This is a genomic window from Agrobacterium sp. ST15.16.055 (assembly GCF_027956555.1).
GTDB lineage: Bacteria > Pseudomonadota > Alphaproteobacteria > Rhizobiales > Rhizobiaceae > Agrobacterium > Agrobacterium salinitolerans.
In genome coordinates this window covers 14,138-35,479 of the sequence record NZ_JAQKGN010000013.1, presented here as the reverse complement: position 1 = coordinate 35,479, position 21,342 = coordinate 14,138, and the positions used below count along the sequence as shown (strand labels likewise).

The following is a 21,342-nucleotide window of genomic DNA, read 5'->3' as shown; positions in this document are numbered from 1 at the left end:
CTTAAAGATGCGGACAAGTTAGCCTATTTAACGCTGTAAGTATTGTTGAGGCTACCGGTCTTCGCGTCCAGAAATTTCAGTTCCGTTCCACTGCCCACGACGACTTTGTTGCATTCCTTGAATTTCATCGACTTGAATTCGGAACACAAGGTATCGTTCTTGAACGTCCAACTGAGGTCGCCCGAGGTTTTGCCTTCGATGGAAAACTTGCCCTTGCCATTGGCGTCATAAGTAGCAGTAAAAGTATCACCTTTCTTGGTCTTCGTTGTGAGCGTCTTTCCGGCGGTGGCTGTGATGAATTCAGCCTTGGTCGCAAATTTCTCGGCTGCAAATACCGGAGCCAGCATCGCGGAGGAGATGGAGAATGCTGTCACGTAAAAAGCGGAAACAATACAAATTGATTTCATCATAAATATCCAAATTTTTTTAGTGAGAATAACTTGAATAATAATTTCTGAAACAGATTGCTTAACAACTATAAAGTAACGCCGATGAAAATAAGAAGTCAATCATCGCCCGAACGCGGCTTTTCATGGGAGCGACGATACGGTGTGCGTCTCACCAATATGCGGTGATGTCCGCTGACCATCAGCGAGCGCTCTATGCTGCGCTTCCGTCTCAAAGTTACCGCATGCTAGAACCGTCCCTTGACGCCCATTCCCACGAAAAGCGACTGCATGTCGCCGCCGCCGGCATTGCTGTAAACCGTACCGCTGCCGCTTCCGAAGGATGTCGCGGTTTTGTCACCCCTGCCGAAGCTCGTATATTCGTAAGCGCCATCCAGATAGATTGAGGCATTCTCGGTCAGGTTATAAGCGATGCCAGCTTTTGCCCCGAACATGCCGCCAATATCGAATTTATCGGTGAAGCGGATGGAGCGCATCCAATGGTCGTCGGTTGCCTTGGCATAGACCATTGCGCCCCCTTCCACTCCGGCGTTCAGCGACCAGTTGCCGAATTTGCGTCCGCCGGTCAGGTTGCCGTAAAATACGGGGATTTGCTGCCGGTAGGTAATCGCCTTTTCACCGTTGCCAAAATCCCCGACGTAATTTCGAAAGCCGCGCGAGCTATAGATGTAACTCCCGCCATATGACGACCATTGTACGTCTGTGTAACGAAAGCCTATACCTGCGCTGAGATGTTGCAGCGGGTCCTCCAGGAGAGTTCTGTTCAGTTCGATGCTTCCGGTCAGGTAGTGATCAAGTCGGGTGTCACCATGCTGCGAGCGGTGGCTCCATCCTTCCTTGGACGTATCTTTATAATAAGGATACAGCCAGTCATAATCGGTCATGTAGCCGTCACCGGCAAAGCCGATTCGCCCTTCCGTCTTGATCCGCCAGTCGGGCGAGAGCTCCAGGCCGAGCGATCCGCGCAGGGCCATAGCATTCGTCGTTTTCCAGTCGAGTTGACTGTTTTTATGGCTTCCGCTGTAGAGAGTCTCGGTGGCCTTGATGTTAAGAACGCCTGCATCTAGCGAGGCGGTAATGCCGCCCGGTTCCGCCATTGCTGGCACGGTCGTGCTGATGGCCAAGGCGGCCGAGAGCGGCAGTGAAAATCTCGAAAATGGCATAATCGCTCCTGAATGACCGGAGAGCCTGAAATGAAAGGCCGTTGATGCCATTAAAGATGATTATGGTAAATAATCGGTTTATTCGGCATAAATTACAATATTAAGAATTTTGTAATTTAGTAATAAATAAGTTAAAAGACGGATATCAGGCTTTGAGGTTCGGATTTAATCTCGTCGTCAGCGAATATAGTCTTGCTGTCTTCCATTCGAACCTTGCCTTCGGCAAGCCGCTTCAACGCCAGTGGGTAGAGCTGGTGCTCGACGGTTAGAATGCGTGCCGCAAGCGTATCGGCCGTATCGTCGGAAAGCACCGGCACCGCGCCTTGCGCGATGGTCGGGCCTTCATCCATGCCTTCGGTGACGAAATGCACGGTGCAGCCGGAAATTTTCATACCGCTGTCGATGGCACGCTGATGGGTGTGCAGGCCGGGGAAAAGCGGCAGCAGGGAAGGGTGGATATTGATGATGCGGCCTTCATAGGGGGCAATGAAATCCCCAGATATCAGCCGCATGTAACCGGCAAGGCAGATGATATCAGGCGCAATCTCGCCAAGTGCCGCCAGAATGGCGCCTTCGTGCTCGGCCTTGCTGGGATAAGTCTTGCGCTCGAAGACCAGCGTCGGAATACCGAGATCGCGTGCCTTTTGCAGCCCGCCCGCAGACGCCTTGTCCGAGATCACGCAGACGATTTCCGCCGGAAAATCCGCCGCCTGACAGGCCTTGGCCAACGACACCATATTGGAGCCGCTGCCGGAAATGAAAACGACGACGCGTTTGCGGCCGGACGGGAAGGCGGCGCTCATCATAGGCCGAGAGCGCCCTTGTAGATGGTGCCATGCGCGCCTTCTTCGCGGGCGACCATGCGGCCGAGCGGGAAGACGGTTTCGCCTTCGGCGGTCAGAACCTCTGTGACCTTTTCGGCATTTTCAGCCGAAACGACGACGATCATGCCGACGCCGCAATTGAAGGTGCGCAGCATTTCATTGGCTTCAACACCGCCGGTTTTCGCGAGCCAGGAGAAGACAGCGGGAAGCTTGATCGCGCCGAGATCGATTTCGGCGGCGAGATGCTTTGGCAGAACGCGCGGAATATTCTCCGGAAAACCGCCGCCGGTAATGTGCGCCAGCGCCTTCAGTGCGCCGGTTTCGCGGATCGCCTTCAAAAGCGGCTTCACATATATGCGGGTCGGTGTCAGCAGCGCTTCGCCAAGCTTCTTGCCGTCGGCAAAGGGAGCGGGAGCGCTCCAGTCGAGACCGGAGATCGATACGATCTTGCGCACCAGCGAAAAGCCGTTGGAGTGAACGCCGGAAGAGGAGAGGCCGAGAATGACGTCGCCTTCGGAAATGTCGCCGGCCGGCAGAAGCTGGCCGCGTTCGGCCGCACCCACGGCAAAGCCAGCAAGGTCGTAGTCGCCATCGGAATACATGCCGGGCATTTCAGCGGTTTCGCCGCCGATCAGCGCGCAGCCGGATTCGCGGCAGCCCGCGGCAATGCCGGAAACGATGGCCGCACCCTGGTCAGGGTCGAGTTTGCCGGTGGCGAAATAATCGAGGAAGAACAGCGGCTCCGCGCCCTGAACGACGAGATCGTTGACGCACATGGCGACGAGGTCGATACCGACGGTGTCGTGGTAGTCAGCATCGATGGCGATCTTCAGCTTGGTGCCGACGCCGTCATTGGCGGCCACCAGAACCGGATCGGTGAAACCAGCCGCCTTCAGATCGAACAAGCCGCCGAAGCCGCCGATTTCGCCATCCGCACCGGGACGCCGCGTGGAACGCACCGCCGGTTTGATCTTCTCGACCATCAGGTTGCCGGCGTCGATATCCACACCCGCATCGCTATAGGTAAGACCGTTCTTGCCCGACTGGCTCATGACTCTCGTCTCCGCTGGTTCCTTTGGCGTCGCCATTCGCACGGGACGGGGCCTGATGCAAGGGTTTCAGTGGCAAAAGCTCCGGTTTTTAACGGCTTTGGCGGGGCTAGCCGGATTGGGTGCTCACGATGGCTGCGGCGCGACGCGACAGACGAGATTGAGCAGGCCGTCATTGGACGTATCGGAATTTTTCTCGATCTGCCGTCCGTTCTCGCCATAACGGGCGACCACCTCGAAGCCCGCATCCTGCAACTGGCGGGTCTGGGCGGCAAGGTCGATGAAATAAAACAAGCCGCTCCAGCGGTGCGCCTGATCCGCGAGAATGGCGTATTCCGGTGTTCGCCGTGTCGAAGGTTGCAGGCGCAGATAGTTGATCCAGCTTTGCGGATGCAGCGAATTCACCACCTCACGCGGGTGCCAGGAACGTCGGTGCAGCGGCATGCCGCCGGCCCGCTTCCATTCGCGATTGTGAAACGAAAAGATGAAATATCCGCCGGGTGCGAGAATGCTTCGCACGGCATGGATGATGGCAAGCCGGTCCTCATGGTCGAAGGCGCTTAAAATTGCGAGCGCGCCGAGCACGCAATCGAAACGCTCCGCGCCGAACTGGCCGATCGCCCGCACATCCATGTCGAGAAACGTGGCGGCGGGAAAATTGCGCCGCGCCAGCGCAAGCATCGGCTGCGAACGGTCAATGCCGATATAATCTTCCACCAGCGGCAGAAGCGGCTTCGTGGTTCTTCCGGTGCCGACGCCGAGGTCAAGCAGCCGCTTGCCCGCATAGGCATGGCGGAACTGATCGAGAATGATGCGTTCGGCCGGGTAAAGCTGCTGGTTGTCATACCATTCGGCAACTTCGGGATTATCGAAGAGACCGGCATTATATTCCGCGATGCCATTTTCGCTGCTGTTCTGCATCGTGCCCCCGGTCGCCGGATACGAAAGAGCGCCGCTGGCTCTCCCGGCAATATTTGATAGTTGTCTAATATTTACCGCCGGTCAACCTGCCGTTGCGAGGGATGGCCGGAAATGAGGGATTTTGCTGCTGTACGGGCAGTCTCCTTCTGTCGGCGCGTGAAAGCGCCGTCTTGACCATGTGCATATGCGCATCCTATCTCCATCATGGGCGGTGACGGTGCGGCGATAAAGGATGAACGGATGCAACCACATGTAAGCGGGACGAGCCTGCGCCGGCAGGTGTTTTTCTGGATCGGCGTGCTTGCCGTCTTTATCCTTTTCCTGATGGTCTTCAGCTCCATTCTCCTGCCTTTCGTGGCGGGCATGGCGCTCGCCTATTTCCTCGACCCGGTTGCCGACTGGCTGGAGCGGCGCGGCTTGAGCCGGCTGATGGCCACCGTCGTCATTCTCGTCTCCTTCGTGCTGATCTTCGCGCTGTCGCTCATCATCATCATTCCCCTGATCGCCGCCCAGGCCTCGGAATTCATCACGCGCATCCCGCAATATATCTCCTCGCTGCAGCAACTGATCGCCGGCGCCGACACCAATCTCCTGCCGGATTGGGTCAGCAGCCAGATCGACGCCGTGAAGGAGAATTTTTCAAAGCTTTTGACCGAAGGCGCGGGTTTCATCGGCACGCTTTTGACGCAGATATGGAATTCAGGCAAATCGCTGGTCGATGTCGTGTCGCTTCTGGTCGTCACGCCCGTGGTCGCCTTCTATCTGCTGCTCGACTGGGACCGGATGATCGATAAGGTCGATAGCTGGATACCGCGCGATTATGTCCATACCGTCCGCCAGATCGCCCGCGACATGGATAAGACCATTGCCGGTTTCGTGCGCGGGCAGGGGTCGCTCTGCATCATTCTCGGCGTTTATTATGCCGTCGGCCTGTCGCTGGTGGGCTTGAATTTCGGCCTGCTGATCGGCCTTTTCTCCGGCCTCATCAGCTTCATTCCCTATATCGGCTCCATGGTCGGCCTCATCCTTGCCGTCGGCGTCGCCATCGTGCAGTTCTGGCCGGATTACATCTATGTGTTTCTGACGCTCGTCGTGTTCTTTTCCGGGCAGTTTATCGAAGGCAATATCCTGCAACCGAAGCTTGTCGGCAAAAGCGTTGGCCTGCATCCGGTCTGGCTCATGTTCGCCCTTTTCGCCTTCGGTGCGCTTTTCGGTTTCGTCGGGCTTCTCGTGGCGGTGCCGGCGGCGGCGGCGGTCGGTGTCCTTGTCCGCTTCGCCTTGTCGCGGTATCTTGAAAGCGATCTTTACCACGGGCATGCCGCCAACCTTCCCTGGGACACAAACCCCGCCCTTGAAGAAGGGGAAACGTCCTCCGGCAAGGTTGACTCTCAGAGCTGACGATGACTGACCAAATCAAAACCGACAACGCCCGGTCGAAGGCCGAGCAGCTGCCGCTCGCATTCTCGCACCAGTCCGCCTCCGGCAGGGATGATCTCCTCGTCTCCGCCTCGCTCGCGGCTGCCGTCAGCCTTATTGATGAATGGCCGAACTGGCGCTCGCCCGTCGTGGTGCTGGCCGGGCCGCCGGGTTCGGGCAAATCCCATCTTGCCAATATCTGGAAAAATATCAGCGACGCGCGCGACATTCACCCTGAAGCTGGCTCCGATGCCGCGCGTGCTGCCGAAACGGGACCGGTTCTTTTCGAGGACGCCGACCGGCGCGGTTTTAACGAGACCGAACTTTTCCATGTCATCAACAGCGTTCGCCAGCACGGCACGACGCTTTTGATGACCAGCCGGCAATGGCCCGCCGCATGGCCGGTGACGCTGCCGGATCTGCGCTCGCGCCTCAAAGCGGTAACGGTGGTGGAAACCGGCGAGCCGGACGAAGGGCTGCTGGCGCAGGTGCTGGTAAAACTCTTTGCCGACCGGCAGCTTTACATGGATGACAAACTCATAGGTTACATCGTCAATAGAATGGAGCGTTCGCTCGATACGGCGCAGACGATCGTGGATCGGATCGACCGTCTGGCGCTCGCGCGTGGAACGAGAATTACCCGTCCGCTGGTGGCGGAGGTCCTCAATGCGATGGACAACGCAACGGCGGGCAGCGGACTGGACGTCGATTGACTGTCACAGTTCCGTCGTCAAACTGTTATACGGGCAAGAAGGACGATCGCGCGATGCAGCAAGATCACGGGACGGAAATAGGTCAGGGGACGGAACAGGGCATGGACGCTATCGCGCACGAAGACTTCAACAAGGTTCAGCCCGTTGCCGAAGGCGAGAGCCTGTGGGACAGCCCGGCGCGTTTCATCAACCGCGAATTCTCCTGGCTCCAGTTCAATCGCCGCGTTCTCGAGGAAACGCTGAACACGGATCATCCGCTGCTTGAGCGGCTGCGTTTCCTGTCCATCTCGGCCGCCAACCTCGATGAATTTTTCATGGTCCGCGTCGCCGGCCTTGAAGGGCAGGTACGCCAGAAGATCACCGTCAGGACGCCTGACGGCAAGACGCCGGCCGAGCAGCTCGAAGATATTCTGAAGGAAATCGATAATCTGCAAATGGAGCAGCAGGCATCGCTCGCTGTTTTGCAGCAATATCTCGCCAAAGAAGAAATTTTCATCGTGCGCCCCGCCGCACTTTCGGACGCCGACCGCATCTGGCTGGAAACGGAGTTCGAGGAACGCATGTTCCCCGTTCTGACGCCGCTCTCCATCGACCCGGCGCACCCGTTCCCCTTCATTCCCAATCTCGGCTTTTCCATGGGCCTGCAGCTTGACAGCGTCAACGGCCGCGAGCCGATGACGGCGCTCCTGCGTCTGCCGCCCGCGCTCGACCGTTTCGTGCGCCTGCCGGACGACAAGAACGCCATCCGCTACATCACGCTTGAAGATGTGGTCGGCCTGTTCATCCACCGGCTTTATCCCGGCTATAGCGTCCGGGGCTTTGGCACGTTCCGTATCATCCGTGACAGCGATATCGAGGTGGAGGAAGAGGCGGAAGATCTGGTCCGCTTTTTCGAAAGCGCGCTGAAGCGCCGCCGCCGCGGTTCCGTCATCCGCATCGAGACCGATAGCGAAATGCCGCAGTCGCTGCGCCAGTTCGTGGTGCATGAGCTTGGCGTGCCGGATAATCGCGTCGCCGTTCTGCCGGGTCTTCTCGCGCTCAACACCATTTCGGAAATCGTGCGCGCGCCGCGCGACGACCTGAAATTCGAACCTTACAACGCGCGTTTCCCGGAGCGCGTGCGCGAACATGCCGGCGATTGCCTTGCCGCCATCCGCGAAAAGGACATGGTGGTTCACCATCCCTATGAGAGCTTCGACGTCGTCGTCCAGTTTCTGCTGCAAGCGGCGCGCGACCCCGAAGTGCTTGCCATCAAGCAGACGCTCTACCGCACCTCCAACGACAGCCCGATCGTTCGCGCGCTGATCGACGCGGCCGAAGCCGGCAAATCTGTCACTGCGCTGGTCGAGCTGAAGGCGCGTTTCGACGAAGAAGCAAATATTCGCTGGGCGCGCGACCTGGAGCGCGCTGGCGTGCAGGTGGTGTTCGGTTTCATCGAACTCAAGACCCATGCCAAGATGTCGATGGTTGTGCGCCGCGAGGACGGCAAGCTGAGAACGTATTGCCATCTCGGCACCGGCAATTATCACCCGATCACCGCCAAGATCTACACCGACCTGTCCTTCTTCACATGCAACCCGAAGATCGCCCATGACATGGCGAACATCTTCAACTTCATCACGGGTTACGGCGAACCGGAAGAGGGCATGAAGCTGGCCGTTTCGCCCTATACGCTGCGCGCCCGCATCGTGAAGCACATCAACGAAGAGATCGAGCATGCCAAGCGCGGCGCGCCGGCGGCGATCTGGATGAAGATGAATTCGCTGGTCGATCCTGAAATCATCGATGCGCTTTACCGCGCCAGCGCGGCTGGCGTGGAGATCGACCTCGTCGTGCGCGGCATCTGCTGCCTGCGCCCGCAGGTGTCGGGCCTGTCGGACAATATCCGCGTCAAATCCATCGTCGGCCGCTTCCTCGAGCACAGCCGCATTTTCTGCTTCGGCAATGGTTTTGGCCTGCCGTCCGACAAGGCGCTGGTCTATATCGGCTCGGCCGACATGATGCCGCGCAACCTTGACCGCCGTGTGGAAACGCTGGTTCCGCTCACCAACCCCACCGTGCATGAGCAGGTTCTTTCACAGATTATGCTGGGCAATCTCATTGACAACCAGCAGAGCTACGAGATACTTGCGGACGGAACGTCGAGGCGCATCGAGGTGCGTAAAGGCGAAGAACCGTTCAACGCGCAGCACTATTTCATGACCAATCCCAGCCTTTCCGGACGTGGTGAAGCCTTGAAATCCAGTGCGCCCAAATTGATTGCCGGGTTGATTTCGTCCCGCAAGAAACAGGCTGAATGACTCGATCAGAAGCACAGGGGCGGCTGACCGGCCTCGCCCCCGTTTCCGTCATAGATATTGGTTCGAACTCCGTTCGTCTCGTCGTATATGAAGGTCTTTCCCGCGCGCCCGCCGTGCTGTTCAACGAAAAGGTCCTGTGCGGCCTTGGCAAAGGACTGGCGCTGACGGGGCGCATGCATGAGGAGGGCGTCACCCGCGCTTTGATGGCGCTGAGGCGCTTCCATGCGCTTTCCGAGCAGGCCCAGGCGCAACAGCTTTATGTGCTGGCGACGGCGGCCGCGCGTGAGGCGGAAAATGGTCCAGATTTTATCCGTGAGGCTGAAGCCATCCTCGGCTGCGAGATTGAGGTCCTGTCGGGTGAAAAGGAAGCGCTTTATTCCGCCTATGGCGTGATCAGCGGTTTCCATGATCCAGACGGTATCGCCGGCGACCTCGGCGGCGGTTCGCTCGAACTCATCGACATCAAGGGTAAGAACTGCGGCGAGGGCATCACCCTGCCGCTCGGCGGTCTGCGGCTGTCGGAGCAGTCGGACGGTTCGTTGGAAAAAGCGGCGACGATTGCCAGAAAACACGTCAAATCCTTCGCCAAACTTCTGGCGGCGGGTGAGGGGCGCACCTTTTACGCGGTGGGCGGCACGTGGCGAAACATCGCCAAGCTGCACATGGAGATATCGGGCTATCCGCTGCACATGATGCAGGGATATGAATTGCCGCTGGCGGAAATGCTGAATTTTCTGGAAGAAGTCATCGTCTCCCGGGATAGCAAGGATCCGGCCTGGCAGGCGGTTTCCAAGAACCGCCGCTCGCTTCTTCCCTTCGGTGCCATCGCCATGCGGGAAGTTCTGAGAGCGATGAAGCCGGCCAAGATCGCCTTCTCCGCGCAGGGCGTGCGTGAAGGGTATCTTTATTCGCTGCTGACGGAAGAAGAGCGGAATTCTGATCCGCTGCTTGTCGCGGCGGATGAGCTTGCCATTTTGCGTGCCCGTTCTCCCGAACATGCGCGCGAACTGGCGGATTGGAGCGGTCGCACCTTTCCTGTCTTCGGTGTTGACGAGACGGAAGAAGAAAGCCGCTACCGGCAGGCGGCCTGCCTGCTGGCCGATATCAGCTGGCGCGCCCATCCCGATTATCGCGGGTTGCAGGCGCTCAACATCATCGCCCATTCCTCCTTCGTGGCGATCACCCATCCCGGCCGCGCCTATATTGCGCTCGCCAATTATTATCGCTTCGAAGGTCTGAACGACAACGGCACCACGCAGCCGCTCGCCGCCATGGCGGGAGACCGGTTGCAGGAACTCGGCAAGCTGCTGGGCGGCCTGCTCCGCGTCGTTTACCTCTTCTCGGCCTCGATGCCGGGCGTCGTCGACCACCTGAAATTTCGCAAATCCGGCAACCCCGATCTCGATCTGGAATTCGTCGTGCCGCACGATTATTGCGATTTCGCCGGCGAGCGACTGGATGGCCGCCTGCAGCAATTGGCGAAGCTGACGGGCAAGCGGCTGGCCTTCGTGTTCGAGTGAACCGAGAAAGCGGTACGGCAAGCTTATTGTGGCTTTCGTCGCCCCGACGAATGATTAAAGCGCTAAGAAACGGCAGCGGATCGTCATGATCTATTTGGTGCGTCACGGTGAGACCGTGTGGAATACGCTCGGTCGGTATCAGGGGATCAAGGATTCACCCCTGACCTCCCATGGCGTAAGGCAGGCGAATATCGTCGCGACGTTGCTCAAACGCGAGATTGCCGGCAGCGAACAATCCTTAGAATTTTGTGTCAGCCCGCTCGGCAGAACGCAGCAGACGGCCGCTATTTTACAGTCGATCTTACCGCTCCATAAAAATGACGACGAACGGCTGATGGAGGTTTCGGTGGGTTCGTGGGACGGCTTGACGAAATTTGAGATCGAACATGAATTTCCGAGAGCGCTCTGCGGATCGACTGCTTACGACTGGTACTTCAAATCACCGGACGGAGAGAAACTCGATCAAGTCTGCAATCGGGCAAGGGCATGGCTGGCAACGGTGCGCACGCCGACGATTGCAGTCTCTCACGGTCTTTTCGGGAGAATTTTGCGGGGTGTATATCTTGATATCTCAATACCGGAAATGCTTGAACTCGAGGTTCCTCAAGATGGATTTTTTGTTCTCGACAAGGGATGCGTCAGAGCTGTTTGCAGTTAGAGACCCCTGAAACATGGCGCGACTGTTTCACCCCTTAAAATATCATGTGATCAGGGGTTTACCCGTGCCCGAGCGCCTTGCGGATGCAGGCGCTGAGATAGGCATATTGCAACGGCGTTATTGTCGCCATGGCTTCGGTGCGGCTGGCAAGCCTGTCCTGATAGCCGACCGGAACATCGAACTGGCTAAAGGTGAAATCCCAGCGCGTGCCTTCAACGATATTGTAAAAATGCTCGGTGCCGCTGACGGCGGTTTTGGCGAGTTCGCCGCCAAGAATATCCTGCACCACCAGCGCGGTGACGCTGCCTTGGCCCTTGGCGGGGTTTTCCCGCGACCAGAAGCCGCTCGTCTCGCCCGACCAACTCTTCTTCAGGGCGTAATAAAGTCTTTCTGCATGGTCCTGCATGAAACGTCTTCTTTTCCACACGTATGTTTCGGTTAAAGCATTTTCAGCAGAAGTGCGCTCGGTTTACGTCTGAAAATGCGCAAAAACAAAGAGTTAGAGCCATGGAGGTGAGCCGGCGTTCACCGGAGTTGCTCTAGCTCTGGAAAATAGCAACGGAGCACCATGCAGACATTTGTGTCTGCCGGGCGCTCCGTCGGGATCATTCGCAGCCGTCAAAGCAAGTGACAGCAGCCTTCGTCTTACTTTGCGTCCAGCAGGTCCTTGACCTCCAGCAGGACGAATTCGTTGTCGTCAGCCTTGTCCAGAGCCCGACCGGCCGAGAAGGGCAGGTTGTTGTCGTTGCCGACGATGATATGGTTGGCATCGACACGGTCGACATTCTCGATGGTGACGAAAGGCATGTCGTAATAGCCGTTGCCGCCGCCCTGACGCTTCTTGTTGTCCGGGTCGGAGATCTTCATCAGGTCTATATAGCCGATCTTGCGGGCGGACTTGCCGACATTGGCGTCGTTGAATTCGATCTTGTAGATGCGCTTCAGCTTGGCAGGGCGGGCGAAGCAGTCCGCAGCTGGAGCCTTAGGGTCGGCGCAGGCCTTGTCGGCGGTGCCGGCGCCGTTGTCGCGCTCGATGACGAGGGCGGTCGCGTCATCCAGCATGTTGAAGTCGCCGATTGCCTCGCCGCCTTCCGCCAGGGGATAAAGCCAGCTGCGGCCGGTCCATTCCTTCTTGGCGGTGTCGAGTTCGACGATGCGCAGCGCGGTCGCGCCGTCGTCGGTTTTTTCCACCTGGCCGTCGGCTGTGTAAAGCGGGCCTTCCAGCAGGCCGTAGAGCTTCGAGCCGTCCTTGGAGAGCGCCATGCCCTCATAACCGCCTGAACGCTTCAGGTTGAAAGCGGGCATTTTCTGCGTCGGGTTGCCAGGCAGGGCAAGAGCCGGATGGTCGGGAGACTTCACCTCGATGTCGCCGGCCTTGGTAGAGATGACGTCGGTCAGCTTACCGTCGCGGGTGAATTTCAGGATGTAGGGACCGAATTCCTCGCCGACCCAGAAACCATCGGCAACCGGCTGAATGGATTCAACGTCGAAATCCGCGCCCGTCAGGTAACGCGTACTCGAGCCTTCCAGAACGATGGGAAAGGGCGCCTTCATGTCAGGATCGGAAAGGAACACGGTTTCAAGCGCATTGACCTTTCCGGCGTCCCAGTCGAACTTCAGATGGTGAAGCATCAGCATGGCGTCGCTGGAATTCAACTTGGAACCGAAACCGTTGTCGGAAAGGCTCCAGAAGCTGCCGTCCGGCATCGCCTTGATGCCGGAAAAACCGTGCATCGGCTGGCCGTTGAACGGCATGGAAAGGCCGGTCAGGCGCACGCCGTCCTTGCCGGGTACGGTGCCGAGACCTTCCGCGCGCTTGCGGTCGGCGGTGGTGAACTTGGCGGAGGTCTTGAGGTGCTCAGGCGCGTCCGTGGGCGCCGGGATGATGGTGTTTGCCGGCAGGATGGCGTGAGAGACCAGCTTTGCCGGGAACTCCTGTTCGGCGGCTTGCGAGATGGAGGCGAGTGCAAGGATGGCGCAGGACGCAAAAAGAATGTGCTTCATGATGGAGACCCCTCTCAATACCTGTTGAAGACAGGATTGACGCGATAGGGTCGCCACATGACAGGCGGGTGATTGCCGTTTGAAGCTTTGATGAAATTATACGGCGGGCGCCTGATATTGGCTGAGCGTGCAAACGCCCAGCGTCTGGCCACGGCCCTTGACGGCATGTTCGCCGAGATATTCGCTGCGCACGCCCTTGGGAAGCACCAGTTGATGGGCGAGGTCGGCGGAAATCAGCACCGGATGGCCGAGCATCTTGCTTAGCGATTCGAGCCGCGAGGTCGTGTTCACCGTATCGCCGAAATAGGTGATCTTGTGATGGTCGACGCCGATTTCCGCTGTAATGACCGGCCCGCCATGAATGGCGAAGCGCAGGCGCGGCACCTCGCCGAAGCGGGAAAGCCACACGTCGCGGGAATTTTCAATGGTCGCCTGAATATCGAAGACGCAGCGCACGCAGGCCGCCCGCCTTATCGCCATGTGATAGGGCCAGGTGATGATGGCGGCGTCGCCGATATAGTCGTCGATGACGCCGCCGTGTTTTCTGACAGGTGCGGCATAGCTTGCAAAGATTTCCCCGAGAAATTCCTGGGCCTTCAGGTCGCCATGGGTCTCGGCGAAGGAGGTGGAGCCGACGAGATCGATGAAGATGAAGACGCGGTCTTCGCTGACCGGCCGGCGATAACGCCCCAGGATGAGGTCGATGAAGATATCGCGGCCGAGAAGCTCGCGCACCCTCATGATGAAGACGATGATGCCGCAGACAATGAGGGTGAAGATCAGCGTCTGCAGCTCGGCATGGACGGCGCGTTTCCAGGTACCTGGAAATATCCCGCTCAACCACAGGATCGTGCCGCCAAGCCCGAAGCCGCAAAAGACGAGGATGGCATAAATGACGAGGCCGACGGCGATATAGGCCGGCGTCGGCAGGGCGCTCACCTGCCGCGACAGGCCAGGCATGATGTAACCGCGCTCGAAAGCGAGGATGGGTGCGCAGGCAAACAGCGCATAGGTCGCGCCGATCAATGCACCGCCGCCATATTCCAGAAAGGCGTATGCCACGCCGCTGCCGGCCACGGCAACGAAGAGCACCACGTAATCCAGAATGGGCAGCAATTTTCTCATGTCGGTTCTTGGGTCTCGGGAAGGGAAGGCTTTGGTCTTGGGAAAGAAGGGCAGGCCGCTCCCTTCGTGCGAAGCTTCTGTTGAGGTCATATGCGACATTAATGTGGAAAAAGCGCCGCAAAAAGTGAGCAATCGGTAAGGTTGCATGAAGGATTGGTAAGGCTGTTGCGCCGTTGCCGCAAAATCGGCGTTGCCGCTCTTATACGCCTGATAGAATGTTCTGTGATAGGCGGTTTCAAGCGGGGATTGCGGCCAGTCATCCGGCGAGCGTTTCGACCATTTGACGGGGAAGGCGGCGAAACGCAGCCGGTCGCCGTCGACCCAGGCCCGGTCGAACAGCGTTCTCCCGTGCGGGTGCAGGTGGCGCAGTCAATGAAGGGAACGTTCTCCTTCCAGCCTCTCCAGCCGCAGCCCATGCCTTTCGGGCCGCGATTATAGCGGTCGAGGAGGTCGTCGTCGGGGTGGAAAGCGGCGGGCCGTTATGGCTCGCTTGCCGCAACCTCCACCGCCTCGACCTTCTTGCCGGCAAAGCGCAGCGCGACTTCGCCATTGATGAGCTTCAGGGCCACATCGCCGAAGAGTTCCCGCCGCCAGCCGGTCAGCGCCGCCACGGTCGCTTTTTCGCCCTCAGCGGCGATCTTGTCCAGATCGTCGCTATTGGCGATAACCTTGGCGGCGACGCCGTGCTTGTCTGCCGTCAGCTTCAGCAGAACCTTCAAAAGTTCCACGGCAGCGCCGGAGCCTTCCGGTGCGTGGCTGTGACGCGGCGCCTTCGGCATCTCTTCTTTCGGCAGTGCCAGCGCCGCATTCACCGTTTCGATGATGGCGGTGCCGGAGGCGGACCGTTCCCAACCCTTGGGAATGGTGCGAAGCCGCGACAGCGCCTCGGCGTCCTTCGGCTGTTGCTGGGCGATTTCGAAGATCGCATCGTCCTTGAGGACACGCGACCGCGGCACGTTGCGGGAGCGCGCCTCACGCTCGCGCCAGGCGGCGATGAATTTGAGGATCGCAAGTTCCGTCGGCTTTCGCAGACGCGATTTCAACCGCAGCCATGCATCGTCGGGGTGCATGTCATAGGTGTCGCGCGATTCCAAAATATCCATCTCTTCGGTCAGCCACAGCGAGCGGCCTTCGCGCTCCAGCTGGGCTTTCAGCGCCAGATAAACATCGCGCAGATGGGTCACGTCGGCCAGCGCATAATCCAGCTGCTTTTCCGTCAGCGGGCGGCGACTCCAGTCCGTGAAACGTGAGGATTTGTCAATCTGCACATTCTTGATTCTCTGGACCAGCTGGTCGTAAGAGATCGAATCGCCGAAACCGCAGACCATGGCGGCGACCTGCGTATCGAAGATCGGATGCGGTATCAGCCCGCCCAGATGATAGATGATTTCGATATCCTGACGCGCCGCATGGAAAACCTTCACGACGTTTGGATTGGCCATCAGTTCGAACAACGGCGTAAGGTCAATGCCCTTGGCGAGTGGGTCGACCAGCACCTCAAGGGTAGGGCTCGCCATCTGGACGAGACAAAGCTCTGGCCAGAAGGTCGTTTCCCGCAAAAATTCGGTGTCGATGGTAATGAATTCCGATTTCGCCAGTTCCGTGCAGGCCTCGGCGAGGGCGGCAGTCGTTTCAATCATTGCAAATGGCCACTCGTGAAAATTATCCGTCTTACTTTCCCTTTGCCGCGCGCATGTCAATACAAAGCCCGCTTTTCAAGGCTCAAGGATCGTTTTTCTCAGGCGGATTGGGCTCCGGCCCATCCTTTTTGGGTGGGTTGGGGGCGGCGAGCTTCTGGAAATAGGCCGAGGTGCGCAACAGCGAGCTGAACCGCCAGTTCCGTTCCTCAAGTGGTACGCCTTCGCGCACCTGCAGCCGGTAAATCGTGTAAGCAATGAAAACAATCTGTATTGCGGCCGTATAGCTGAACAGCGCCTTCGGGCCGAAATGATCGATCAGGACGGAGGCAAGAAGCGGCCCGACCGTCGCTCCGACAGACCAGAAAAACAACAGTCCAGCCGACATCATCGCATGTTCGCCTTCCTTGGCGTGGTCGTTGCCGTGGGCGGAACTCAATGAATAAAGCGGCAGGGCGAAAGCGCCGAAGATGAAGACTCCGATGATGTTGCTCCATTCATTCGTGCCGGCAAAGAATGCGAGAAACAGGCCGACGATGACCGAGCCCGCCGTTGTGGCGAGAATGATGATGCGCCGGTCGTAACGGTCGGAATAAACGCCGAGCGGATATTGCAACACGACCCCGCCGATAATGCCCGCACTCATGAAGGTGGCAATGGCGGTAACGGAAAAGCCGATCTGCTCGGCATAGATCGGCCCGATATTGCGGAAGGCTGCCATGCTGAGGCCAACCGCCACGCAACCGACGACCGCAAGCGGGGAGATGCGCCAGACGGCGAAAAGATCGAAGGGAATCTGTTTCGGCGGGGCAGGGTTGGACTTGTCGGCAAGCGAGATCGGCACCAGAGACAACACCAGCGCTATCGCAATTAACGAAAACACCACCGGACCTTCGACACCCATCACGGCAATGACATATTGCGCCAGCGTCACGGAGCCGAGATCGACGAAACGATAGATGGAGAGCGTGCGCGCCCGATTTGAATTCGTGACCTGCGCGTTGATCCAGCTTTCGATAGCCGCGAAAAGACAGGCGACCGCAATGCCGATGACGAAACGCATCAGCATCCAGAATAGCGGGTGGATGATGAGCGGCATGGCTATGGAAGCGGCGGAGGCGACCGCGGCCATGGTCGCAAAGGTTCGGATATGCCCGATCTTGCGCAAAAGCCGCGTTACGGAAATACAGCCGAGTGCAAATCCGATGCTATAGGCGGCGCTGATGAGGCCGATGGTGCTGGCGGAAAAACCTTCGGAGAGACCGCGCAGCGCTATATAGGTTCCCTGCAGGCCGTTGCCGCCGATGAGGATACCGGCAGTCACGAGAAGCGGGATAAGAGGTCTGATCTGGCTCATTGCGGGCCGACTCGGTTTGGCGGGCTGGATTAGTCCTATCTAAAGCGAAGGCAGAGGAAAGGACAGGCTGAAGGCGACATTGTTGCGCTTTGCCTTGACAAATCAGGCTGGCCATGCGCTTTTCCGGCAAATTTCGACAGTGCCGCCCATCTGGCCTCCAACGGGCGCACGACACGTTCCAGGATATAAAAATGCATCGTTACCGCAGCCACACCTGTGCCGCTCTCCGCAAGTCCGACGTCGGCGAAACCGTTCGCCTTTCCGGTTGGGTTCACCGCGTGCGAGATCATGGCGGCGTTCTCTTCATCGACCTTCGCGACCATTACGGCATTACTCAGGTGGTTGCCGATCCTGACAGCCCGGCCTTCAAGGTTGCCGAAACCGTGCGCGGCGAATGGGTCATCCGCATCGACGGCCTCGTCAAGGCGCGTTCGGAAGACACCGTCAACAAGGGCATGGCGACCGGCGAGATCGAGCTTTACGCCCAGGAGATCGAGGTTCTCGGCGTGGCCAAGGAATTGCCGCTGCCGGTCTTCGGTGAGCCTGACTACCCCGAAGACGTTCGCCTGAAATACCGCTTCCTCGACCTGCGCCGCGAAACGCTGCACAAGAACATCGTCAAGCGCACGCAGATCATCTCCGCCATGCGCACAGGCATGGCCGATGCCGGCTTTGCTGAATATACGACGCCGATCCTTACGGCCTCCTCGCCGGAAGGCGCGCGCGACTTCCTCGTGCCGTCGCGTATTCATGAAGGCAAGTTCTTCGCTCTGCCGCAGGCGCCGCAGCAGTACAAGCAGCTTCTGATGGTGGCCGGTTTCGACCGTTATTTCCAGATCGCGCCGTGCTTCCGCGACGAAGACCCGCGCGCCGACCGCCTGCCGGGCGAATTCTACCAGCTCGACGTCGAAATGAGCTTCGTGACCCAGGAAGATGTCTGGACCACGATGGAGCCGATGATGACGGCCGTCTTCGAGAAATTCGCCGAAGGCAAGCCTGTCACCAAAGAATGGCCGCGCATTCCTTATGATGAAGCGATCCGCAAATACGGCTCCGACAAGCCGGACCTGCGCAACCCCATCGTCATGCAGGCCGTGACCGAGCACTTCGATGGTTCGGGTTTCAAGGTCTTCGCGAACATGATCGCCTCCAACCCGAAGGTTCAGGTCTGGGCAATTCCGGCCAAGACCGGCGGTTCGCGCGCATTCTGCGACCGCATGAACGCCTGGGCGCAGTCCCAGGGCCAGCCCGGCCTCGGTTACATCTTCTGGAAGGAAGAAGACGGCAAGGTCGGCGGCTCCGGCCCGCTCGCCAAGAACATTGGCGAGGAACGCACCGAGGCGCTTCGCCAGCAGCTCGGCCTTGAGGCGGGCGACGCCTGCTTCTTCGTCGCCGGTGATCCCGCCAAGTTCTACAAGTTCGCCGGTGAAGCGCGCACCCGCGCCGCCGACGAACTGAACCTGATCGACCGCGACCGTTTCGAAATGTGCTGGATCGTCGATTTCCCCTTCTTCGAATACAACGAGGAAGAAAAGAAGATCGATTTCGCCCACAACCCCTTCTCGATGCCGCAGGGCGGAATGGAAGCGCTGGAAGGGCAGGACCCGCTCTCCATCAAGGCTTTCCAGTATGACGCGGTCTGCAACGGCTTCGAAATCGCCTCCGGTTCGATCCGTAACCAGTCGCCGGAGTTGATGGTCAAGGCCTTCGAAAAGGTTGGCCTCAGCCAGGCCGACGTGGAAGAGCGCTTCGGCGGCCTCTACCGCGCGTTCCAGTACGGCGCGCCTCCGCATGGCGGTTGCGCATTCGGCATCGACCGTGTCGTCATGCTGCTGGTCGGCGCGAAGAACCTGCGCGAAATCACGCTATTCCCGATGAACCAGCAGGCGCAGGATCTCCTGATGAACGCGCCGTCGCCGGCAACGCCGACGCAGCTTCGCGAACTGGCGCTGCGCGTCGTTCCGTCCAAGAAAGACTGATCGTGTTGAAGACGCTGCTCGACCGGGTTCGCGCAGCCTTCACCCGTGCATTGGCGGCCGCACTTGCGGCCGCTTTTGCGTTCTGGGTGGCGCATCGGTGGCTTGGCCATCCACAACCCGTCTTTGCTGCGATCAGCGCGTTGATCTGCCTTGCTCCTGGAATTCCAAGCCATGTCCGTCAGGGCCTTGGGCTGATGGTCGGTGTCACCATCGGCATTCTCGTCGGGGAGGTCGCGCTCCTTGTCCCACATGATTTCGCTGAAATCCGGCTGGCCTCGGCGACCTTCATCGCCATGATCCTCGCCTCCATATTCGGCCTGCCGCCGGTCGTGCCGATACAGGCTGGCGCTTCAGCCATGCTGGTGCTCCTGATGGGGCCGCAGGTTGCCGGGCTTGTCCGTTTTGTCGATGTTATTGTGGGCGTCGCGACCGGTGTGGCCGTCGCGCTCGTCTTCTTTCGCGAGCGGCTGAAGCTCTAGCTCCGCTTGCGCTCATCACTTTCGCCCCAAAGCCAGCTACCACTCGCGATGGGAACTATTGCTGGCACACCAATCCCGGCGTCGCCACAATTTTTCCGCGAGATTTACCGAATTCCGCGAATAAACGGCCGAAATCCAACCCCAGTATGGGGCTGTGTCCAATTCGGGGATGCAAGCCACTTGATTTTAAAACTGGGACGGCGCCAGCCGAAATTTTTCCGGTTCTGGCGCGATCATATTTATGAGGATTTCAGAATGGTACACGAGACGAACAAAGAGCCGCCACCGCCGGTCGGGCCAATTCCTCCAGCCATGCCGCGCGGCAATTTTGCCGCCAGCCTGCGTTCACCCGGCGCGAAGTTTCTGATGATCGGTCTCATTTCGATGATCCTGCTGGTTCCACTCATGCTCGTCTGGGGGCTGACGGAAGAGCGCGCCTCCCGGGCGAGGGAGGTTTCCGGACGGATCGCGAACGGGTGGGGCGGCGATCAGGTTGTGAATGGCCCTTATCTTGCCGTGCCCTTCGACGTGGAGCGCCGCCGCGAGGTTGATGGCCGAACCATCGTGGATCGCGTGACGGAGTGGGCGCTGGTCATGCCGGAAACGCTGCAGGTGACGGCCGACCTCAAAACCGAGGAAAAGAAGCTCTCGATCTACAGCTTGCCCGTCTATAACGGTGATCTCGTGCTGAAGGGGCGCTTCGGGCAGGGAGTCCTGACAGATCTCGCCCGTTTTGCCGGCACACCGCGCCTCGACAACGCCATTCTCGTCCTCAGCATAGAGGATATTACCGGTATAAGGTCGAGCGCCGGGGTTCGGATAAACGGCGGCGCAGTTTTGCCCTTCGATCCCGGTATGCGCGATATTTCTGTCATCTCAAGCCGCGCCGGTGAAAACAGTTCCATAAGATCAGATGCGGGCGTGCACAGGCCGATCGACAGAAACCTGATCGAGAGCGGCTTTGATTTCGATATCGCATTCTCGCTGAATGGGTCGGGCAGTTTCGCCGTCGCACCCGCCGGCCAGACGACGGGCTTTACGGCAAAAGCCGATTGGCCGCATCCGGGTTTCGAAGGCCTGTTCCTGCCGGAAATCAAAACGGTCACGGCTTCGGATTTCAACGCCAGCTGGACTATTCCCTATCTCGCAAGAGGCATAGACCGTGTTGTCGAGGGTTCGCGGCTGCCGCTCTCCAACAGCCTGATGACGATCAATCTCGTTGAGCCGGTGAAGTTCTATCAGGTCATCGCCCGAACTTTGAAATATTCCATCGGCTTCATCTCGCTTGTCTTCCTCGCCGTCTTCATTGTGGAACTCAAGGGCGGCAGCGTTGTGCACTGGATACAATATGTGCTGACGGGTCTGGCACTCATCGTCTTCTACGTGCTGCTGCTCGCGCTCGCCGAACATACGGGTTTCACCGTTGCCTATGCGGCGGCCTCCTTCTCCACAGCGGCCCTGATTGCCTTTTATCTTGGCAGTGCCACCCGTAGTCGCAGCAACGGTCTTGCGCTTTTCAGCGTTCTGGCGGTGGCCTATGGCGTGATGTATCTGGTCTTGAATGAGGACGAGTATGCGTTGCTTGCCGGCGCGGTCATATCGTTCATCGCCATCGCGGCGACCATGTTTGCAACACGCAAAGTGGACTGGTCTGGAGCGGCTGTTTCGATCGACGTCGCAAACAGCACACGGACCAACGCCACCTGAGGTGGGATAGCTTGATCTTAAAAGCGGGCGCACAACTTGCGGCCCGCTTTTTTGCCGTTTATAGATGGGGCATTCACCACGGA

18 protein-coding genes and 1 other annotated feature (1 of these 19 running past the window's edge) are annotated in these 21,342 nt (G+C 58.7%); of the genes, 8 read left to right on the top strand and 10 right to left on the bottom strand.

Features of this window, described 5'->3' with window-relative positions; all coding sequences use genetic code 11:
• Nucleotides 1-23 precede the first annotated feature (23 nt).
• The 5 genes from PL599_RS17375 to PL599_RS17355 all read right to left on the bottom strand — a co-directional run bounded on the left by PL599_RS17375 (nt 24) and on the right by PL599_RS17355 (nt 4,364).
• Nucleotides 24-410 carry a hypothetical protein gene (locus tag PL599_RS17375; RefSeq protein ID WP_269824212.1) on the bottom strand — a complete coding sequence of 129 codons (387 nt, stop codon included), beginning with the start codon at nt 408-410 and terminating at the stop codon, nt 24-26.
• Between the two features lie 224 nt (nt 411-634).
• Nucleotides 635-1,570 carry an omptin family outer membrane protease gene (locus tag PL599_RS17370; protein WP_269824213.1) on the bottom strand — a complete coding sequence of 312 codons (936 nt, stop codon included), beginning with the start codon at nt 1,568-1,570 and terminating at the stop codon, nt 635-637.
• Between the two features lie 131 nt (nt 1,571-1,701).
• A complete protein-coding gene (gene purN / locus PL599_RS17365) occupies nt 1,702-2,376 on the bottom strand; it encodes a phosphoribosylglycinamide formyltransferase (RefSeq protein ID WP_269824214.1) in 675 nt (224 codons plus the stop codon).
• On the bottom strand, nt 2,373-3,446 hold the full coding sequence (purM, locus tag PL599_RS17360) for a phosphoribosylformylglycinamidine cyclo-ligase (RefSeq protein ID WP_173988653.1): 1,074 nt from the start codon (nt 3,444-3,446) through the stop codon (nt 2,373-2,375). The genes purN and purM overlap by 4 nt, the downstream gene beginning before the upstream one ends.
• A 123-nt stretch (nt 3,447-3,569) precedes the next feature.
• The gene (locus PL599_RS17355) at nt 3,570-4,364 is read right to left on the bottom strand and encodes a class I SAM-dependent DNA methyltransferase (RefSeq protein WP_077982537.1); all 795 of its coding nucleotides are present in this window, start codon (nt 4,362-4,364) and stop codon (nt 3,570-3,572) included.
• A 240-nt stretch (nt 4,365-4,604) separates the two neighbouring features.
• Between PL599_RS17355 and PL599_RS17350 the strand changes: the two genes are divergently transcribed.
• The 5 genes from PL599_RS17350 (at nt 4,605) to PL599_RS17330 (ending at nt 10,971) form a co-directional block, all read left to right on the top strand.
• Nucleotides 4,605-5,762, top strand: a complete 1,158-nt coding sequence (locus PL599_RS17350; RefSeq protein ID WP_077982969.1) for an AI-2E family transporter — start codon at nt 4,605-4,607, stop codon at nt 5,760-5,762.
• A 2-nt stretch (nt 5,763-5,764) separates the two neighbouring features.
• On the top strand, nt 5,765-6,493 hold the full coding sequence (gene hdaA / locus PL599_RS17345; protein ID WP_191217764.1) for a DnaA regulatory inactivator HdaA: 729 nt from the start codon (nt 5,765-5,767) through the stop codon (nt 6,491-6,493).
• Nucleotides 6,490-8,793 carry an RNA degradosome polyphosphate kinase gene (locus tag PL599_RS17340; protein ID WP_416172492.1) on the top strand — a complete coding sequence of 768 codons (2,304 nt, stop codon included), beginning with the start codon at nt 6,490-6,492 and terminating at the stop codon, nt 8,791-8,793. Before hdaA ends, PL599_RS17340 begins: the two co-directional genes overlap by 4 nt.
• Nucleotides 8,790-10,313 (top strand): exopolyphosphatase, encoded by a 1,524-nt coding sequence (ppx, locus tag PL599_RS17335; protein ID WP_077982535.1) that lies wholly within the window; start codon nt 8,790-8,792, stop codon nt 10,311-10,313. Before PL599_RS17340 ends, ppx begins: the two co-directional genes overlap by 4 nt.
• 85 nt (nt 10,314-10,398) lie before the next feature.
• Nucleotides 10,399-10,971 carry a histidine phosphatase family protein gene (locus PL599_RS17330; RefSeq protein ID WP_269824216.1) on the top strand — a complete coding sequence of 191 codons (573 nt, stop codon included), beginning with the start codon at nt 10,399-10,401 and terminating at the stop codon, nt 10,969-10,971.
• Between the two features lie 58 nt (nt 10,972-11,029).
• Here the strand turns inward: PL599_RS17330 and PL599_RS17325 are convergent, their stop codons facing one another.
• The 5 genes from PL599_RS17325 to PL599_RS17305 form a co-directional block, all read right to left on the bottom strand.
• Nucleotides 11,030-11,377 (bottom strand): YunG family protein, encoded by a 348-nt coding sequence (locus tag PL599_RS17325; protein WP_077982532.1) that lies wholly within the window; start codon nt 11,375-11,377, stop codon nt 11,030-11,032.
• Nucleotides 11,378-11,616: 239 nt separating this feature from the next.
• Nucleotides 11,617-12,975, bottom strand: coding sequence for an esterase-like activity of phytase family protein (locus PL599_RS17320; protein ID WP_271359404.1), 1,359 nt, complete (start codon nt 12,973-12,975; stop codon nt 11,617-11,619).
• A gap of 96 nt (nt 12,976-13,071) precedes the next feature.
• Nucleotides 13,072-14,100, bottom strand: coding sequence for an adenylate/guanylate cyclase domain-containing protein (locus tag PL599_RS17315; protein ID WP_217004566.1), 1,029 nt, complete (start codon nt 14,098-14,100; stop codon nt 13,072-13,074).
• Between the two features lie 479 nt (nt 14,101-14,579).
• On the bottom strand, nt 14,580-15,740 hold the full coding sequence (gene rnd / locus PL599_RS17310) for a ribonuclease D (RefSeq protein ID WP_077982528.1): 1,161 nt from the start codon (nt 15,738-15,740) through the stop codon (nt 14,580-14,582).
• Between the two features lie 82 nt (nt 15,741-15,822).
• A complete protein-coding gene (locus PL599_RS17305) occupies nt 15,823-17,094 on the bottom strand; it encodes an MFS transporter (protein ID WP_077982527.1) in 1,272 nt (423 codons plus the stop codon).
• A gap of 191 nt (nt 17,095-17,285) precedes the next feature.
• Here PL599_RS17305 and aspS point away from each other — a divergent pair, with 191 nt between their 5' ends.
• From aspS to creD, 3 genes are all read left to right on the top strand, one after another.
• Nucleotides 17,286-19,073, top strand: coding sequence for an aspartate--tRNA ligase (gene aspS, locus PL599_RS17300; protein ID WP_173988660.1), 1,788 nt, complete (start codon nt 17,286-17,288; stop codon nt 19,071-19,073).
• A 2-nt stretch (nt 19,074-19,075) separates the two neighbouring features.
• Nucleotides 19,076-19,552: an FUSC family protein gene (locus PL599_RS17295; RefSeq protein ID WP_137410083.1), complete on the top strand. Its 477-nt coding sequence runs from the start codon at nt 19,076-19,078 to the stop codon at nt 19,550-19,552.
• A 255-nt stretch (nt 19,553-19,807) separates the two neighbouring features.
• Nucleotides 19,808-21,259 carry a cell envelope integrity protein CreD gene (gene creD, locus PL599_RS17290; RefSeq protein WP_170985475.1) on the top strand — a complete coding sequence of 484 codons (1,452 nt, stop codon included), beginning with the start codon at nt 19,808-19,810 and terminating at the stop codon, nt 21,257-21,259.
• A 77-nt stretch (nt 21,260-21,336) separates the two neighbouring features.
• Nucleotides 21,337-21,342, top strand: a sequence feature (sul1 is cis-regulatory element that is thought to sense ions involved in sulfur or methionine metabolism; They are found in Alphaproteobacteria); it runs 50 nt beyond the window's last position.

What these genes read in the sequence shown, in the direction of transcription:
- PL599_RS17375 (WP_269824212.1), bottom strand. Translation starts at nt 410, where the DNA reads ATGATGAAATCAATTTGTATTGTTTCCGCTTTTTACGTGACAGCATTC.
- PL599_RS17370 (WP_269824213.1), bottom strand. Translation starts at nt 1,570, where the DNA reads ATGCCATTTTCGAGATTTTCACTGCCGCTCTCGGCCGCCTTGGCCATC.
- purN (WP_269824214.1), bottom strand. Translation starts at nt 2,376, where the DNA reads ATGATGAGCGCCGCCTTCCCGTCCGGCCGCAAACGCGTCGTCGTTTTC.
- purM (WP_173988653.1), bottom strand. Translation starts at nt 3,446, where the DNA reads ATGAGCCAGTCGGGCAAGAACGGTCTTACCTATAGCGATGCGGGTGTG.
- PL599_RS17355 (WP_077982537.1), bottom strand. Translation starts at nt 4,364, where the DNA reads ATGCAGAACAGCAGCGAAAATGGCATCGCGGAATATAATGCCGGTCTC.
- PL599_RS17350 (WP_077982969.1), top strand. Translation starts at nt 4,605, where the DNA reads ATGCAACCACATGTAAGCGGGACGAGCCTGCGCCGGCAGGTGTTTTTC.
- hdaA (WP_191217764.1), top strand. Translation starts at nt 5,765, where the DNA reads ATGACTGACCAAATCAAAACCGACAACGCCCGGTCGAAGGCCGAGCAG.
- ppx (WP_077982535.1), top strand. Translation starts at nt 8,790, where the DNA reads ATGACTCGATCAGAAGCACAGGGGCGGCTGACCGGCCTCGCCCCCGTT.
- PL599_RS17330 (WP_269824216.1), top strand. Translation starts at nt 10,399, where the DNA reads ATGATCTATTTGGTGCGTCACGGTGAGACCGTGTGGAATACGCTCGGT.
- PL599_RS17325 (WP_077982532.1), bottom strand. Translation starts at nt 11,377, where the DNA reads ATGCAGGACCATGCAGAAAGACTTTATTACGCCCTGAAGAAGAGTTGG.
- PL599_RS17320 (WP_271359404.1), bottom strand. Translation starts at nt 12,975, where the DNA reads ATGAAGCACATTCTTTTTGCGTCCTGCGCCATCCTTGCACTCGCCTCC.
- PL599_RS17315 (WP_217004566.1), bottom strand. Translation starts at nt 14,100, where the DNA reads ATGAGAAAATTGCTGCCCATTCTGGATTACGTGGTGCTCTTCGTTGCC.
- rnd (WP_077982528.1), bottom strand. Translation starts at nt 15,740, where the DNA reads ATGATTGAAACGACTGCCGCCCTCGCCGAGGCCTGCACGGAACTGGCG.
- PL599_RS17305 (WP_077982527.1), bottom strand. Translation starts at nt 17,094, where the DNA reads ATGAGCCAGATCAGACCTCTTATCCCGCTTCTCGTGACTGCCGGTATC.
- aspS (WP_173988660.1), top strand. Translation starts at nt 17,286, where the DNA reads ATGCATCGTTACCGCAGCCACACCTGTGCCGCTCTCCGCAAGTCCGAC.
- creD (WP_170985475.1), top strand. Translation starts at nt 19,808, where the DNA reads ATGGTACACGAGACGAACAAAGAGCCGCCACCGCCGGTCGGGCCAATT.